Raw genomic sequence first — 14,390 nt, 5'->3', positions numbered from 1 at the left:
GATATGACATTCTTCAAAGACAGGATACTGTCCACCCCCGACACTTGGAGTCTGACGATCGTTAGGGTGATGCTGGGGCTGGTGATCTGGCCGCACGGCGCTCAGAAGCTGTTTGGCTGGTTTAACGGTCATGGCGCCGCCGCCTTCATGGACTCGTTCGAAAAAGTATCCGGCCTGCCGGGATGGCTGGGCTGGCTGGTGATCATCATCGAGTTCATCGGTTCGATCTGCCTTATCCTTGGGTTCTGGGTTCGCTTCTGGGGCTTGGCCATGCTGGGCCTTTTTGTAGGCATTGTACTTTCGCTGCACCTGCCCAACGGTTTTTTCATGAACTGGGGTGGCAACCAAGCCGGAGAAGGGTATGAGTACCACCTGCTGGTGATCGGCATGGCCTGGGCTTTGGTGGTAGGTGGTGCCGGCAAGCTAAGCGTAGACAAAAGTATGGCCAACCAGGAACGGAAATTTTAGCCAATCACAAGTATAAAGGCAGTGGATGCGCACCTAATCCTCTGCCTCCTCTCCTTTCTGTACAATATCCCCATCCGAGAAAAGGATCGTTTTCAGCATCTCGCGCCACACCGGCTTTTTACGCAGCAGGAACTCCAGGTTCATCCCGAAATGCTTGAACTCCTCATGTTGCGCGTTCTGCATGATGGCCCGGGCCACCTCGTCCTTTTCCACGGACATGCGCTGCTCGTACCAGTTAATGGCCTCTGCCTCCTCTATCACCGAGGTAATCATGCGGGCGAAGGTGCGCGTTTCTTCAGGCAGCTCATGGGCCGGCTCGTGGTATTGTTCTGTAGGCATCGCTAAATCGAATCTATTGTTTCTTATAAGTATAACGCAGCTGCCTTTACAGCGTTGAGTACCACATGGGCTACCCGCTAATTATTCATTCAGCAGCCTGGCCACATACTTCCCGATGATATCAAACTCCAGGTTTACCGTATCGCCAGGCTTTACAGTGTGCAGGTTGGTATGCTCATAAGTATAGGGAATGATGGCTACAGAAAAGCGATCTTCCTTTGAGTTCACCACTGTTAGGCTGATGCCGTTCACGCAGATAGAGCCTTTCTCCACGGTTACGTTGCCTCGGCTCGCGTCATATCGGAAGGTAAAGACCCAGCTGCCCTGCTCATCTTCCACCGCCTCACAGGTACCCGTCTGATCTACGTGCCCCTGCACCACATGCCCGTCGAAACGGCCATTGGCCACCATGCAACGCTCCAGGTTTACCGGGTCGCCTACTTTCAGGTGGTTCAGGTTGGTCTTGCGCAGCGTTTCGTCGATAGCGGTTACAGTATACTTGTCTCCTTCTATCTTCACCACCGTCAGGCACACACCGTTATGCGCCACGCTCTGGTCAATCTTCAGCTCTTGCGTAAAGGGGCTGGTCAGGGTAAAATGCTTGTTGGTGTTGTCCTGCTGAATATCCGTTACATGGCCCAGCGCCTCAATTATTCCTGTAAACATAGTCTCTGGTGTTGATGCTTTAAAGTATAAAGTACGTTCTCCGTAGCCTCAGATAAAGCAAATAGGCAAGAGAATGTTTCGCCAAAATTAGCAGGAATCTGCCTTAGGTGCAGAGGCACTCCAAAATAAAACACATAAAAGGCTTTTATTCCGGGAATAATTGGCCCCGGTTGCTTATTTTCGCAAACCTGCCTTTGCGCAGGGCAGTACAGCTACAATAAGGACCTCTAGATTACAAGATCATGCAAACCGACTCGTACAGGCACAAAGGCATGCGCCGGGCTTTGGTAAAACAGCTACGCGACAAAGGCATTCGCGATGAGCGCGTGCTGGCAGCCATTGACACTGTACCGCGTCATTACTTCTTCGAGAAGGCTTTTCTGGAGCAGGCCTACCAGGACAAAGCCTTCCCCATAGGCGAAGGGCAAACCATTTCCCAACCCTACACCGTGGCTTTCCAAACGGAGCTGCTGCAGTTAAAGTCCACCGATAAAGTGCTGGAGATTGGCACCGGTTCCGGCTACCAGTGTACCATCCTGCTGCAGATTACGCCAAACGTGTACACCATTGAGTACAACCGGCCCCTATACGAAAAAGCGCGGCTCTTCTTCCGCAAGCACGGGCTGAAGCCACACACGTTCCATGGCGACGGCTCCCTGGGGCTGCCGGCTCATGCCCCTTACGACAAGATTATCGTGACGGCCGGGGCGCCGGTGGTGCCAAAAGAGTTGCTGCGCCAGCTAAACGTGGGCGGCATCCTGGTGATACCGGTGGGCGATGAAAAAACACAGAAGATGCTGCGCATCACCCGGGTCGAGGAAAATGAGTTTACCAAGGAGGAGTTCAGCGACTTTAAATTCGTGCCCCTGTTGGGCCGCTCCGGCTGGAGTGGCGAGTAGCCAACTGGTTTATACTTTGCCTCTGCTCAAGTAGATTTTATCCTTTCGCACGCGTGGCGTATCTTTGCCCGATCATACAACAATCTGGAATGCGTAAACAAAAAAAAGTATCTGACTCCTACGTGATCATGACGGAGTTGGTGTTGCCAAACGACACCAACACCCTGCACAACCTGATGGGTGGCAAAATGATGCATTGGATGGACATTGTATCGGCCATTGCGGCGCAGAAGCACTCTAACCGCATCGTGGTAACTGCCTCGGTAGACAATGTTTCGTTTGCCGAGAGCATCAAGCTGGGCAACGTGGTAACGCTGGAGGCAAAAGTGACCCGTGCCTTCAACTCCTCTATGGAGGTGCACATTGTCGTGTATGCCGAAGACATCCCGAGCGGCAAGAAAGTAATGTCTAACCAGGCCTTCTTCACCTTTGTGGCGGTAGACCAGTTGGGCAATCCCATCGACGTGCCGGAGGCGATCCCTGAGACAGAGGAAGAAGTAAAACTATACGATGGGGCCCTTCGCCGCCGTCAGCTGCGCCTGGTGCTGGCTGGCCGCATGAAGCCAAGCGAGGCCAACGAGCTTCGCTCTATATTCGATATCAAAGAAGACGCCCAAGGACAAGTATAAATGAAAGGATTACAGGCAGATATCAGTAACGAGTTTCTCAAAAGCTTCATCCCAGAGACCATCTATTTAGTGGAGGGTGATGTGGCCGTGCCTGAGCCTGTAACCCCTGCGCCTACAACTGCCACCACAGAACCGGCAACAGCAGAAGTGGATGCCACGTCGCCCGCTACGGTGGCCGCCCCAGAGCCAACGGTGGCGCCAGCGCCTGCCAAGCAGCACGTGCACGAACTGCCGAAGATCCCTAAAAAAGAGGCGGTGCCGCAAAAGCAGAAGTACACCATCATGGGGCAGAACCAAAAAGGCGTGGTGGTGCTGGTTACGTTACCTGCCGCCGAATTTGAAAAGCTGCCGCAGCTGCAATTCCTGCAGAAGATCCTGTCTGCCATTGGCCTGATGCCTGCGGATGTGGCCTACGTGAATAATATCTCCGGGGAGTTGGCGCTATTCGAGGAGCTGCAGAAGGAGTTGCAGGTAAACTACATCATCAGTTTTGCCAGCCGCATCGAGACAGCGCTGCCGCACGAGAAATTCACGTTATACAACCCAGTGACGGTAGGCAAAGTGCCGGTGGTTTTTTCCCAGGCACTCAGCATGCTGGAACAAAACGTGGAGCACAAAAAGCACCTGTGGGGAGCGCTGCAGAAAACATTTAACCTGTAGCGTCGCTTAATCATTAAATAGCAGCAAACAAAAAAGGCGGCCCTTCATACATTGAAGGGCCGCCTTTTTTATACTTTCAGTATGGGCTAAAGCCTTAGTTCTGGCTCAGCAAAGACTCCAGCTTCTGCTCCAGTTCCTCTCCTCTCAGCCCTTTGGCCACGATCTTTCCTTCCGGATCGAGCAGCACTGTCTGCGGGATGGCCGTCACATTGTAGAGCTGCGCCGCGCTGCTCTCCCAACCTTTCAGGTCTGATACCTGCGGCCACGTAAGCTTGTCTTTCTCAATGGCAGCCAGCCACTTCTCCTCCGACTGGTCCAGCGACACACCGAAGATCTCAAAACCTGTACCTTTGTCTTTCAACCTGTTATACATCTTCACCACATTCGGGTTCTCTTTACGGCACGGTCCGCACCAGCTGGCCCAGAAGTCGATCAGCACATACTTGCCTCGCAGCGAAGACAAGGACTTTGTAGTGCCGTCTGGGCTAGGGAGTTTGATATCTGGTGCTACCTGGCCAATGGCCGTGCTGCGGTGCGGCTGCAGGCGCTCGTTTACCAGCGCGGTATACTTCGAGTTCGGGATGTACTGGTTGTAAAGCGACGCCATGCTGTCGGCGAAGGCAAAATCATTCACCGGGTCTACCAGCGTAGCTGTGCCGAAAGCCGACACGATGGACTTCGGGTGTTGCGCAATGAAATCCTTTATCTGCCCCTGCAGCTTAAAGTACTCGTTGCGCAGGCGCTCGCCTTCTGCCTGGTTCCCCTCCTGCATGGCCTTAGCAAAAGCCTGCTCCAGCTCCACTTGCTGCGCGCGGGTGTCGTTCACCAGTTTGTTCAGCTGCAGAAACAGCTGCGACTGCTCCGAGCCTTCTACCTTCGCCGTGCCATTCATATCCTTGGCATCAGCCTCCACCTTTATCTTTCCCTCTTCCAAAACGAACATCATGCCGTTCTGCTGATCCAGCGCAATGCGGTAGAAGGTTGGCTCTTTCACGGTTCCTTCAAAAGTAAAGGTGCCTTCACTGCTCAACTCAGCCGTATCGCGTGGTTCAAAGCTTTGCTTACCTAGCTCAAACAGGTAGATCTGCCCAGGAGTGGCGTTGTTTAGCTTCCCATTGATCGTATAGCTGTCCTCGCCGTTGGTGGCCGACTTGTTTCCCTGGCAGCTGGATAGTATGGCAGCGGCCGAGGCTACTACAAGCACATTTTTGAATTTCAGTTTCAGCATGTCTATGCGTTTAGTTTCTCTCTCAATAACTGGTTTGTCACTTTCGGGTCGGCCTTGCCTTTGGTCTTTTTCATGATCTCACCCATGAACATCCCGATCAGCGACTGTTTGCCGGCTTTATACTCCTCTACTTTCGCCGGGTTCTCGGTTAGCACCTGTTGCACGATCTGTGCCAACTCATCCGTGTTTGACTCCTGCAGCAGGTTCTGCTCCTCGGCCACGCGCTGAGCCGTGTACTGCGGGTGCTCCAGCATGTAGGGGAAAATCTTTTTGGCTGCCACCGAGTGGCTTACCTTGTTCTCATCTACCAAAGCGATCACCTGCGCAATTTGTTCCGGCTTCAACGGGAAGTCCTTTATGTGCAGTTGCAGTTCGTTCAGGTATGATTTTACAGGTCCCATCATCCAGTTAGATGCGGCCTTGTAGTTTTTCGTGTGGTTCGTCAGCTCCTCAAAGTATAAAGCAATCTCTTTGGCATCCGTTAACACGGCCGCATCGTACTCCGGCAGGCCAAATTCGCTTACAAAGCGCTTGTACAGTTCCTGGGGCAGACTGGGCATTGCTGCCTTCACCGACTCCAGCCACTCCTGCTCAATTACCAATGGCGGAAGGTCCGGCTCCGGGAAGTAGCGGTAATCGTTCAGCGTTTCTTTCGAGCGCATGGCCGTGGTGGTGCCTGTGTTGGCGTCGAAGTTGCGGGTTTCGCCGTCTACCTTGCCGCCATTCTCCAGCACCATGATCTGTCGCTCGATCTCGTGCTCAATGGCGCGCTGCACGTTACGGAAGGAGTTCATGTTCTTCACCTCCACTTTGGTACCCCACAGCGGCGAGTCCTTCAGCATCACCGAGATGTTGGCATCGCAGCGCAGCGAGCCCTCTTCCATGTTGCCGTCGCAGATCTCCAGGTACTTCACCAGGCGTTTGATCTCGATCAGGTAATTATAAGCCTCCTCCGAGTCACGGATGTCCGGCTCCGATACGATCTCAATGAGCGGCACGCCGGCGCGGTTAAAGTCCACCAGCGTCTCTACCTCTCCTGGCAAGTGCATCGATTTACCGGCGTCCTCCTCCATGTGGATGCGGGTGATGCCTATCTTCTTTTCCTCCCCGGCAGCATCCTTGATCAGGATGTGGCCGTGCGTACAGATCGGGGTTTTGTCCTGCGTGATCTGGTAGCCCTTCGGAAGGTCCGGGTAAAAGTAGTTTTTGCGGGCATATACGTTGTGCTTCGTGATGTCGCAGTTCGTCGCCAGGCCCATTTTTACCGCCATCTCCACTACGCGCTTGTTCACGCGCGGCAAGGTACCAGGGTGCCCCAACGTGATCTCGCTCAGGTTGGTGTTGGGCAGCATGCCGTACTCTGTGGAGTCGGAGGAATAGGCTTTGCTGGCAGTGAGCAGCTGGGCGTGTACCTCTAAACCAATAATGGCTTGATACTTATCTCTTATTGCTTTATCCATTTCTTTAAGAAAAGACAGAAAAGAAGTATGACCGGAAAGGCTCCGATCTTACTTCAATATTAATCATTATCCGTTAATAATTGATTTCACCAGGTCTACTGCTTTGGCAGGCACGGCATCCAGGCCAGCTGCATCCTTGCCACCGGCAGTGGCATAGAATGGCTGGCCGCCGCCGCCGCCTTTGATCTCTTTGGCCAGTTCACGAACAAGCTGGCTGGCGTTAAAGTTTTTGTCCTGCACCAGGTTATCCGACAGCATTACCGCGATCTGAGGCTTGCCGTCGATCTCGGCGGCTAATACAAGCACCAGGTTCTCCACCACCTGACGCATGTCGAAAGCCAGCTTCTTCAGGTAATCGGCAGAGCTCAGGTCCACCCGCTCCGTAATCAGGTTGATGCCGTTCAACGGCTGCGCCTTCTGTACTAATGTATCTTTCAGGCTGCTCAATTGCTTCAACTCAAACTGCTCCAGCTGCTTCTGCAGCGCCTTCAGGTCGTCTTGCATTTTCTGCACCGCGCCTGACACGTTGCTCTGGGTGTTGAGCACCTCGCGCACCGCGTTCAGCTCGTTCAGTTGCTGCTGCATATACTCTTCTGCCGCATCGGCCGTAATCGCCTCTATACGGCGCACTCCCGCAGCCACCGAGCTTTCTGATATGATCTTGAAGTACCCGATGTTGCCGGTGTTGTGCACGTGCGTACCGCCGCAAAGCTCCACGGAGTAATCGCTGCCGAACGTGATCACGCGCACAAAATCGCCGTACTTCTCCCCGAACAAGGCGGTGGCGCCCATATTTTTGGCTTCGTCAATCGGCACGTTGCGGCGCTCATCCAGCGGAATAGCCTGGCGCACGCGCTCGTTCACAATATGCTCAATTTCGCGCAGTTCGGCATCTTCTACCTTGGCAAAGTGTGAGAAGTCGAAGCGCAGGATCTTTTCATTTACCAACGAGCCGCGCTGCTGCACGTGGTCGCCTAAAACCTTTCTTAAAGCCGAGTGCAGCAAGTGCGTAGCCGAATGGTTTTTACGGATCATGTTACGACGCTCCGCATCGATCTCCGCACTAAAACCAGCCTCTACGTTTTGCGGCAGTTTGCTGGTGATATGAAGTATAAGGTCGTTCTCTTTCTTCGTATCCAGCACCTCCACGCGCTCGCCGTCCGCCACCAGGTAACCCACGTCGCCCACCTGGCCGCCGCTTTCGGCGTAAAAAGGTGTTTTATCCAGCACCAGGTGATACTCGCTCTTGTTCTTGGCTTTCACCTGGCGGTAACGCACGATGTGCGAGTCAGTGGTATCGCAGTCGTAGCCCACAAACTCGTTTACCACGTCCGGCTGAAGGATCACCCAGTCGCTTTGCTCGGTGGCGGAGGCGTTGCGGGAACGGTTCTTCTGCTGTTCCATCTCCTTGCCAAAACCCTGCTCGTCTACTTTCAGCCCTTTCTCGCGGGCGATCAGTGCCGTCAGGTCCAGCGGGAACCCGAAGGTATCGTATAGTTCGAAAGCGGTTTTGCCGTCGATCGTATTATTGTTCTGCTTAAAGCTTTCTTCCAGCGCGTCCAGCCTTTTCAGGCCGTTCTCCAGGGTGCGCAGGAAAGCGTTCTCCTCTTCCTCGATCACGCGCTGCACAAAGCCCAGCTGCTGCTTCAGCTCTGGGAACACATGAGCCGTCTGCTCGGCCAGCACCTCCGTCAGCTTGTAGAGGAACGGCTTTTTGAAGTCGAGGAATGTAAAACCGTAACGCACCGCGCGGCGCAGAATGCGGCGGATCACGTAGCCGGCCTTGTTGTTCGACGGCAGCTGCCCGTCGGCAATGGTAAAGGAAATGGCACGGATATGGTCAGCGATCACACGAATGGCCACGTCCGTTTTCTCGTCCTGCCCATAAGTCACGCCAGCCTCTTTGGCAATAAACTGGATCAGCGGCTGGAACACGTCCGTATCATAGTTCGACTGCTTGCCCTGGATAGCCATGCACAAACGCTCGAAGCCCATGCCTGTATCTACATGCTGCGCAGGCAGTTTCACCAGCGAGCCATCAGCCAGGCGGTTAAACTCCATAAATACGTTGTTCCAAATCTCCACCACCTGCGGGTGGTCGTTGTTCACCAGCGACTTGCCGTCTACTTTGGCGCGTTCCTCCTCTGAGCGCAGGTCGATGTGGATCTCGGAGCAGGGGCCGCAGGGGCCGGTGTCGCCCATTTCCCAGAAGTTATCTTTTTTGTTGCCCATGAGGATACGGTCCTCGGCAATCATGGTCTTCCAGATATCAAAGGCTTCCTGGTCCATCGGCAAGTTCTCCGACCCATCGCCCTGAAACACCGACACGTACAGCCTGTCCTTTGGCAGTTGGTACACTTGCGTCAGCAACTCCCACGACCACTCCAGCGCCTCCTTCTTGAAATAGTCGCCAAACGACCAGTTGCCTAGCATCTCGAACATGGTATGGTGGTAGGTATCGTAGCCCACCTCCTCCAGGTCGTTGTGCTTGCCACTCACACGGAGGCACTTCTGCGTATCGGCCACACGCTTGTAGGGCGCGGGCTTATTGCCCAGGAAGTAGTCTTTGAAGGGCGCCATGCCCGAGTTGATAAACATCAGGGTTGGGTCATCCTTCACCACAATGGGCGCAGAAGGCACGATCTGGTGCTGTTTGGAAGCAAAGAAGTCCAGAAACTTTTGTCTAATCTCAGCTGAGTTCATGTATGAGTGTTAAGCCTTTAGATACTAAGTGCTATACTTGTTGTTTAAGAGAGAAAAATATCTAATTTTTGCCAATCGGTAAGGCGGCACTTTTAGCGCCTGCCGCATAGCACATTAGAGGCAAAAGTAGCATTTTTAGCCGGAATCAGTAACATTCCACCCGAAAATTAGCGACTCCGGCCTCCCCAAACAAGCCAATATTATGCCGTACAAGGAAAAAGAGATAGAGAAACAGTATTACACCATCGGCGAGGTGGCCGCCATGTTCGATGTAGCCCCTTCGCTCATCCGTTTCTGGGAAACTGAGTTTGAGCAGATCAAGCCGAAAAAGAACAAGAAAGGCAACCGCCAGTACACGGCGAAAGACATTGAAACCTTACGCACCATTTACCATCTGGTGAAGGAGCGCGGCTACACGATACAGGGGGCCCGCGAGGTAATGAAAAATAAGCCTGTACAGGCCAAGGACAAAATGGAGATCGTGGAATCGCTGGAGCGGGTGAAGGCTTTCCTGATGGGTATAAAAGAGCAACTGAACACCAAAGCCTAAAAGCTGCGTAGTTCTTTACCTATGGTAGAGGAGCAGAATATTTATGAGGTTGCCATAACCCGTTTGCCTGGTGTGGGCGGCCAGCTGACGCGCCAACTCGTTAGCTACTGCGGCTCCCCAAAGGCTGTGTTTGAGGCCATCCCGGCCAAATTACTGAAGATACCTGGCGTAGGGCCAAAGCTTGTTCAAAGTATAAAAGAGAACGCCCGACCCACACTGCTGCAGGCTGAGGACTGGGTAAAGCGGGCGGAGGCGGAGGAGGTGCAGCTGCTGTTTTATACTTCCCCCAAGTTCCCGGACCGGCTGAAGCAGATCCCGGATGCGCCCACGCTTTTATACTTCCGGGGCAGCGCCAACCTTAACCAACGCCGCATCATCAGCATGGTAGGCACCAGGCAGGCAACCACTTATGGCCAGACCGTAACCGAGCGTATTGTGGAGGAGCTAAAGCCGTACAACGCAATGATCGTGAGCGGGCTGGCTTATGGCGTGGACATTGTGGCACACCGTGCGGCACTGCAGGCAGGGTTGCCTACCGTTGGCGTCATGGCCAGCGGACCCGAAACCATTTACCCGGCCGTGCACCGCAAGTATGCCGAGCGGATGCTATCGCAGGGCGGCCTGCTAACCGAGAACCCCTTTGGCACGAAGCCCGATGCGCCGCGCTTTCCAGCCCGCAACCGCATTATTGCCGGCATGAGCGACTGCACCATCGTGGTGGAGGCCGCTATGAGGAGCGGCACCCTTATTACCGCCGACATCGCCCACAGTTATGACAAGGAGGTAATGGCTGTGCCCGGGAATATTACCTCGCCAGTCTCTGAAGGAACCAACCATCTGATCAAGTCGCTGAAAGCGGTGGCTTATACATCGGTGCAAGACCTGGTGGAGCTGCTGAACTGGGATTTAGAAGACGAGGCCGCCGCCAAAGCAAAGCGCACTACCCCTGCCTTTGATCCTGCCGAGTTTAACGCAGATGAGCTGAAGGTGCTACAGGTGTTGCAGCAAAACCGCGAAGAGCACATGGATAACCTGAGTTGGAAGGCACAGGTGCCGATAAGCCTATTGGCCTCGGTGCTTTTAGGGCTGGAGTTTAAAGGAATGGTGAAGGCACTGCCTGGCAAGCGGTTTGTGCTTTTGTAGTTGTTGGTTGAATTAATAAACAGCGCAATTAAAGCGAACTCATCTATTCATGCACTGGCAAAATCATCCCATTCACCATCAAACACCTTTCAGCTCGCGGTAGACCTGCTCATAGGCAGGTACAGGCACGCCATACTTCTCCGCTTCCCGAACCACATAACCTGTCAGGTTTTCCAGTTCCGTTTCCTTCCCCTGAGCAAAATCGCGCTCCATGGAGGAGGTGACATCCTGCTGCATGCGCTCTACCACTGCCAGGTTTCTGTTTACCAGATCTTCCGGCAGCGTCACCCCTTTGGCCTGGGCGACTTCCATCAACTCAAGCGTAAGCTTCTGGAACTGCTCTTTCAAATAAGGCTGTTGCACAATCTGCCCCATCGGTTGGTGTGTTAGGGAGGTAAGGCTGGCAACCGGCGAAATAAAGGCGAACTTCTCCCATACTTTCGTCTCTACCTCCTGCTCATAATATTCCTGGTTGATTCCGGCCTCATCGAAAAGCCACTTGAGGTGCTGCAGCTTTTCTTGAGGAAGCTCAGGATTGCCCCAAATCAAGCGGTTATACTTGCCCTGCACCTGCACCACCCCTGGAGCTTTTACGCTGGAGATGATGTACACACAGCCCCACAGCACCTGCGCCTCCGGGAAGCGCCGCTGCAGGTACTCAACGCTTTCCACCCCATTAAGCAGGGGCAGCAGCACGGTGTCCGCGGTTATACAGGGAGCATACTTATCGGCTACCGCTTCCAAACTATAGCTCTTCACGCAGAAGATTATCAAGTCGAGCTTGCCTAGAGTTGCAGGATCATCAGTAACCATACTTGGCCGCACCGTCAGCGTCTCCTCTGTCAGCTCGAGCCGCAGCCCCTGCTGTTCCAGTTCTTGCTTGTGCTCGCACCGGGCTACGAAGATGATTTCATACTTGTCATCATGGGCGAAGCGCTGGGCCAACCTGCCACCGTAGTAGCCGCCCACGCCTCCGATTCCCACCACTGCTATTCTGAATCTATCCATACGTTAATATGATCCGTGCTTTCGGTCTGCGATTACTTTCTCGAAATCCCACTCCACACGCTCTTTAAAAGCCTGGCGCCGCAGCTCGCAGTCGCCTTTGGTGCAAACTGTGCAGGATGGTGTAATGCAGGGGTCGGTATGAATGAACATTTCGATGCTGGGGTCGATCTTGTCGCGAACCACACGGGCCACCGCCTCCACCTCGTCGTGCGCCTCCTGCACGTTGAGGTACCACGGTAGCGTCAGGTGGCAGTCGATGTGGAGCGTGGAGCCATACTTGATCACGCGCAGGTTGTGGATGTCAATCCAGTTTTCGCGGCGGTTCTGGTTCAGCACCTGCACAATACGCTGCAGCAACTCATAGTCAGCCTCATCCATTATACCGGCAATAGACGAGCGCAGGATGCGATAGCCGGTGTACCCGATCATCAGACCGAAAATGATAGCTACGACACTATCCAGCCAAATCATGCCGGTAAGGTAGATTAGCAGCAGGCCGATAAGAATGCCCACCGTGGAGTAAGCGTCGGTTTTAAGATGCTTGCCCCCGGCAGCCAGCACCAGCGAGTTGTTCTGCCGGCCCTTTCGCTCCGTCACGTAACCTACCGCGTAGTTCACTAAACCGGACGCGGCAATCAGCAGTATACCCACATCGAGTTGTTGGAGCGGAATTGGCTTGATGAGGTTTAGGATAGATTTCACGATAATGGCACCACCGGCCACCAGAATGAGCGCCCCCTCCAGGGTGGCCGCCACAAACTCAATTTTGCCGTGCCCGTACGGGTGGTTCTCGTCGCGTGGGCGTGCCGAAATGATAAGGCTGTAAAGCGAAAAAGCACCGGCCACCACATTGATGATGGACTCCAGCGCGTCCGTTAAGATGGCGTTGGAGTTGGTGAGTATGAAAGCAAGAAACTTAGCAGCCAGCAGCACCACTCCCACCAGCACCACAAACAACTGGAGCCGAATGTTCTCGCTCAGGCTATTGATCTTTTTTTTCAAGAATTGCTTGGTCTCTGCGGAAAAATAAAGCCCCATGACCGGGGCTGCTGTAAAGGTACGAATATAAACCGCCAATGTCTACAGGCAGTTTTGATCAACCCAGCGGCGGATGGGTGACAGCTACCATGCGGCGGCGTCGCTTACAGGCGTCTACTCGTCCAGCATATCGCTTAGGTCCAGCCAGTTTGGGTTCATCGACTCAATAAGATGGATGGTAGAGTCGTGGCTTCCGCCCTTTAGCTGTTGCTCCCGGTTCAGGGCCTCATCCTCCACTTTATAATGCTCGTAGTAAACCAGCCTGTAAGGGTTTTCCTGGCTCGGGGCGGATTTGGTGTGGGTGAGCCGGTAGAGGTCTCCAGCCACGCCGATCTCTACGTTCTGCCGCGGCTGGTCCCCAAATATGTAGACAAAATAATGTGGATGCTGTACTTGCATATCATACCTCCTTTTCGAACTAAATATACGGCATGCAGGCCGCTGCGTTAGTGCCTGGCTCCTGTTTCTGCTCTAAATTTTTTAACGGCCGCAAACACCTTTTCCTTATATCGCTTACCCCCTTTCTTTCATATGCGTAAGTAAGTGTTCATTTGCCCTTGATATGGATTTTGCCTATGGAGATCTTAAAGAAAGACTTTGCCACTGTTACCATACATCGACCGGATAGCCTGATAGAGGTTGTTTGGCACCGGCAAACATCTGACGAAGAGTTCAAACAGGTGTATACCTTCATCTTGAAAACGGCGCAGAAAGAAGAACTCCGCTACCTCTTGTCGGATAACAGCGTGGGCATAAACCTTGCGATGGCCATGCAGCATTGGATTGCCTCTTACGGCAGCGGCATCATTAAAAAGTTAAAATTGGTGCGGTATGCCCGCGTGGTGCCTTATGATGCCTTTCAGGAGGTCGTGTCTTATAAGATGTATGACATCATCAGCCGGATGGACAACGGCCAGCTCCAGTTCCGGGTGTTCTACAGCAGAGACGAAGCCTTCAGGTGGCTGTACAACGGCGCACAACAGCTTGCTTAACCAAAATAAACCTCCCCTATGCCACTCCAGCCAAACTTAGAGAAGCTCTTAGCGAAAGTATACGAGCCGAAGCAGCGTTACGACCAAAAGTATACTGGCAAAGACATCACCTTCATCACCAACGAGCTAGGTGAACCGGTCACGCTGTTCATCGGCAGAAGAAACGAAGACGGAAGCATCGCCGGCGAGCGGTACGTGCGAAAGATCGTTCGCCAGCCACAAGGCAACATCATCCTGAAGAGCCACTGGGAAAAAAAAGGCTCCGTAACCCGTAGCTAAGGCTACAACTCCTCCAGGTCGAAATCCTTGCCTTTGCCATACGTCAGCAGGTCGTGGAGCAGGTAGGTTTCCAGCGTGAGCAGGTCTTTTACCCGGTAAGCGTTCTCTTCCGGCATTTCCACCACCTGGAACTCAAAGGTCTCACCGTGATTGGTAAGCCGGTATTTTTTGCCTTTGCGGAGGTTGTCAATGGAGATGGCCATGTGCTTTTGCTAACGTATGTATCCCACAAATATACGAGCCACCTGAGCAAAACCCTGAAGTTACTTAAAGAAATGCCCCTCCCCCAGCTTTACGACCTGGGGCAGACTTATCCTGCCGTTACAGC

At 53.4% G+C, this 14,390-nt stretch carries 17 protein-coding genes; 8 read left to right on the top strand and 9 right to left on the bottom strand.

What is annotated here, in order from left to right; genetic code table 11:
- The first annotated feature begins 3 nt into the window (after positions 1–3).
- Positions 4–468, top strand: coding sequence for a DoxX family protein (locus PXG97_RS00980; RefSeq protein ID WP_276495841.1), 465 nt, complete (start codon positions 4–6; stop codon positions 466–468).
- 33 nt (positions 469–501) lie between these two features.
- Here PXG97_RS00980 and PXG97_RS00975 read toward each other — a convergent pair whose 3' ends face one another.
- Both PXG97_RS00975 and PXG97_RS00970 read right to left on the bottom strand, forming a co-directional pair.
- On the bottom strand, positions 502–807 hold the full coding sequence (locus PXG97_RS00975; RefSeq protein ID WP_276495840.1) for a ferritin family protein: 306 nt from the start codon (positions 805–807) through the stop codon (positions 502–504).
- Between the two features lie 81 nt (positions 808–888).
- The gene (locus PXG97_RS00970; protein ID WP_276495839.1) at positions 889–1,473 is read right to left on the bottom strand and encodes a riboflavin synthase; all 585 of its coding nucleotides are present in this window, start codon (positions 1,471–1,473) and stop codon (positions 889–891) included.
- A gap of 242 nt (positions 1,474–1,715) precedes the next feature.
- On the opposite strand from PXG97_RS00970, the gene PXG97_RS00965 reads away from it, so the two are divergent.
- The 3 genes from PXG97_RS00965 (at position 1,716) to PXG97_RS00955 (ending at position 3,661) form a co-directional block, all read left to right on the top strand.
- Positions 1,716–2,372: a protein-L-isoaspartate(D-aspartate) O-methyltransferase gene (locus PXG97_RS00965; protein ID WP_276495838.1), complete on the top strand. Its 657-nt coding sequence runs from the start codon at positions 1,716–1,718 to the stop codon at positions 2,370–2,372.
- 89 nt (positions 2,373–2,461) lie between these two features.
- Complete coding sequence (locus PXG97_RS00960; protein ID WP_276495837.1) at positions 2,462–3,001, top strand: acyl-CoA thioesterase; 540 nt, start codon at positions 2,462–2,464, stop codon at positions 2,999–3,001.
- Positions 3,002–3,661, top strand: a complete 660-nt coding sequence (locus PXG97_RS00955) for a hypothetical protein (protein WP_276495836.1) — start codon at positions 3,002–3,004, stop codon at positions 3,659–3,661.
- Positions 3,662–3,755: 94 nt separating this feature from the next.
- On the opposite strand, the gene PXG97_RS00950 is transcribed toward PXG97_RS00955, so the two are convergent.
- The 3 genes from PXG97_RS00950 to alaS form a co-directional block, all read right to left on the bottom strand.
- Positions 3,756–4,889, bottom strand: coding sequence for a TlpA disulfide reductase family protein (locus tag PXG97_RS00950; RefSeq protein ID WP_276495835.1), 1,134 nt, complete (start codon positions 4,887–4,889; stop codon positions 3,756–3,758).
- 2 nt (positions 4,890–4,891) lie between these two features.
- Entirely contained in the window at positions 4,892–6,349 is a 1,458-nt protein-coding gene (gene gatB / locus PXG97_RS00945; RefSeq protein ID WP_276495834.1) for an Asp-tRNA(Asn)/Glu-tRNA(Gln) amidotransferase subunit GatB, read from the bottom strand.
- Between the two features lie 66 nt (positions 6,350–6,415).
- Entirely contained in the window at positions 6,416–9,052 is a 2,637-nt protein-coding gene (gene alaS / locus PXG97_RS00940) for an alanine--tRNA ligase (RefSeq protein ID WP_276495833.1), read from the bottom strand.
- A 202-nt stretch (positions 9,053–9,254) separates the two neighbouring features.
- Here alaS and PXG97_RS00935 point away from each other — a divergent pair, with 202 nt between their 5' ends.
- Together PXG97_RS00935 and dprA are read left to right on the top strand one after the other, a co-directional pair.
- Positions 9,255–9,602: a MerR family transcriptional regulator gene (locus PXG97_RS00935; RefSeq protein WP_276495832.1), complete on the top strand. Its 348-nt coding sequence runs from the start codon at positions 9,255–9,257 to the stop codon at positions 9,600–9,602.
- Between the two features lie 21 nt (positions 9,603–9,623).
- Positions 9,624–10,745, top strand: a complete 1,122-nt coding sequence (gene dprA, locus PXG97_RS00930; protein WP_276495831.1) for a DNA-processing protein DprA — start codon at positions 9,624–9,626, stop codon at positions 10,743–10,745.
- A 78-nt stretch (positions 10,746–10,823) separates the two neighbouring features.
- Here the strand turns inward: dprA and PXG97_RS00925 are convergent, their stop codons facing one another.
- The 3 genes from PXG97_RS00925 to PXG97_RS00915 form a co-directional block, all read right to left on the bottom strand.
- Positions 10,824–11,753, bottom strand: a complete 930-nt coding sequence (locus PXG97_RS00925; RefSeq protein ID WP_276495830.1) for a ketopantoate reductase family protein — start codon at positions 11,751–11,753, stop codon at positions 10,824–10,826.
- A gap of 3 nt (positions 11,754–11,756) precedes the next feature.
- Entirely contained in the window at positions 11,757–12,755 is a 999-nt protein-coding gene (locus PXG97_RS00920; RefSeq protein WP_276495829.1) for a cation diffusion facilitator family transporter, read from the bottom strand.
- A gap of 150 nt (positions 12,756–12,905) precedes the next feature.
- Entirely contained in the window at positions 12,906–13,190 is a 285-nt protein-coding gene (locus PXG97_RS00915) for a GIY-YIG nuclease family protein (RefSeq protein ID WP_276495828.1), read from the bottom strand.
- Between the two features lie 176 nt (positions 13,191–13,366).
- Here PXG97_RS00915 and PXG97_RS00910 point away from each other — a divergent pair, with 176 nt between their 5' ends.
- Positions 13,367–13,783 (top strand): hypothetical protein, encoded by a 417-nt coding sequence (locus PXG97_RS00910; RefSeq protein WP_276495827.1) that lies wholly within the window; start codon positions 13,367–13,369, stop codon positions 13,781–13,783.
- Positions 13,784–13,801: 18 nt separating this feature from the next.
- Positions 13,802–14,062 (top strand): hypothetical protein, encoded by a 261-nt coding sequence (locus PXG97_RS00905; protein ID WP_276495826.1) that lies wholly within the window; start codon positions 13,802–13,804, stop codon positions 14,060–14,062.
- A gap of 2 nt (positions 14,063–14,064) precedes the next feature.
- On the opposite strand, the gene PXG97_RS00900 is transcribed toward PXG97_RS00905, so the two are convergent.
- A complete protein-coding gene (locus PXG97_RS00900; RefSeq protein ID WP_276495825.1) occupies positions 14,065–14,265 on the bottom strand; it encodes a hypothetical protein in 201 nt (66 codons plus the stop codon).
- Positions 14,266–14,390 lie beyond the last annotated feature (125 nt).

Origin of the sequence: Pontibacter litorisediminis (assembly GCF_029360645.1) — a bacterium.
Taxonomy (GTDB): Bacteria; Bacteroidota; Bacteroidia; order Cytophagales; family Hymenobacteraceae; genus Pontibacter; species Pontibacter litorisediminis.
The sequence above is the reverse complement of the archived record's forward strand: the minus strand, read 5'-3'. Positions and strand labels throughout refer to the sequence as shown.

Excerpts from the sequence above, each read along its gene's own strand:
- PXG97_RS00980 (WP_276495841.1), top strand. The coding sequence starts at position 4 with ATGACATTCTTCAAAGACAGGATACTGTCCACCCCCGACACTTGGAGT.
- PXG97_RS00975 (WP_276495840.1), bottom strand. The coding sequence starts at position 807 with ATGCCTACAGAACAATACCACGAGCCGGCCCATGAGCTGCCTGAAGAA.
- PXG97_RS00970 (WP_276495839.1), bottom strand. The coding sequence starts at position 1,473 with ATGTTTACAGGAATAATTGAGGCGCTGGGCCATGTAACGGATATTCAG.
- PXG97_RS00965 (WP_276495838.1), top strand. The coding sequence starts at position 1,716 with ATGCAAACCGACTCGTACAGGCACAAAGGCATGCGCCGGGCTTTGGTA.
- PXG97_RS00960 (WP_276495837.1), top strand. The coding sequence starts at position 2,462 with ATGCGTAAACAAAAAAAAGTATCTGACTCCTACGTGATCATGACGGAG.
- PXG97_RS00955 (WP_276495836.1), top strand. The coding sequence starts at position 3,002 with ATGAAAGGATTACAGGCAGATATCAGTAACGAGTTTCTCAAAAGCTTC.
- PXG97_RS00950 (WP_276495835.1), bottom strand. The coding sequence starts at position 4,889 with ATGCTGAAACTGAAATTCAAAAATGTGCTTGTAGTAGCCTCGGCCGCT.
- gatB (WP_276495834.1), bottom strand. The coding sequence starts at position 6,349 with ATGGATAAAGCAATAAGAGATAAGTATCAAGCCATTATTGGTTTAGAG.
- alaS (WP_276495833.1), bottom strand. The coding sequence starts at position 9,052 with ATGAACTCAGCTGAGATTAGACAAAAGTTTCTGGACTTCTTTGCTTCC.
- PXG97_RS00935 (WP_276495832.1), top strand. The coding sequence starts at position 9,255 with ATGCCGTACAAGGAAAAAGAGATAGAGAAACAGTATTACACCATCGGC.
- dprA (WP_276495831.1), top strand. The coding sequence starts at position 9,624 with ATGGTAGAGGAGCAGAATATTTATGAGGTTGCCATAACCCGTTTGCCT.
- PXG97_RS00925 (WP_276495830.1), bottom strand. The coding sequence starts at position 11,753 with ATGGATAGATTCAGAATAGCAGTGGTGGGAATCGGAGGCGTGGGCGGC.
- PXG97_RS00915 (WP_276495828.1), bottom strand. The coding sequence starts at position 13,190 with ATGCAAGTACAGCATCCACATTATTTTGTCTACATATTTGGGGACCAG.
- PXG97_RS00910 (WP_276495827.1), top strand. The coding sequence starts at position 13,367 with ATGGAGATCTTAAAGAAAGACTTTGCCACTGTTACCATACATCGACCG.
- PXG97_RS00905 (WP_276495826.1), top strand. The coding sequence starts at position 13,802 with ATGCCACTCCAGCCAAACTTAGAGAAGCTCTTAGCGAAAGTATACGAG.
- PXG97_RS00900 (WP_276495825.1), bottom strand. The coding sequence starts at position 14,265 with ATGGCCATCTCCATTGACAACCTCCGCAAAGGCAAAAAATACCGGCTT.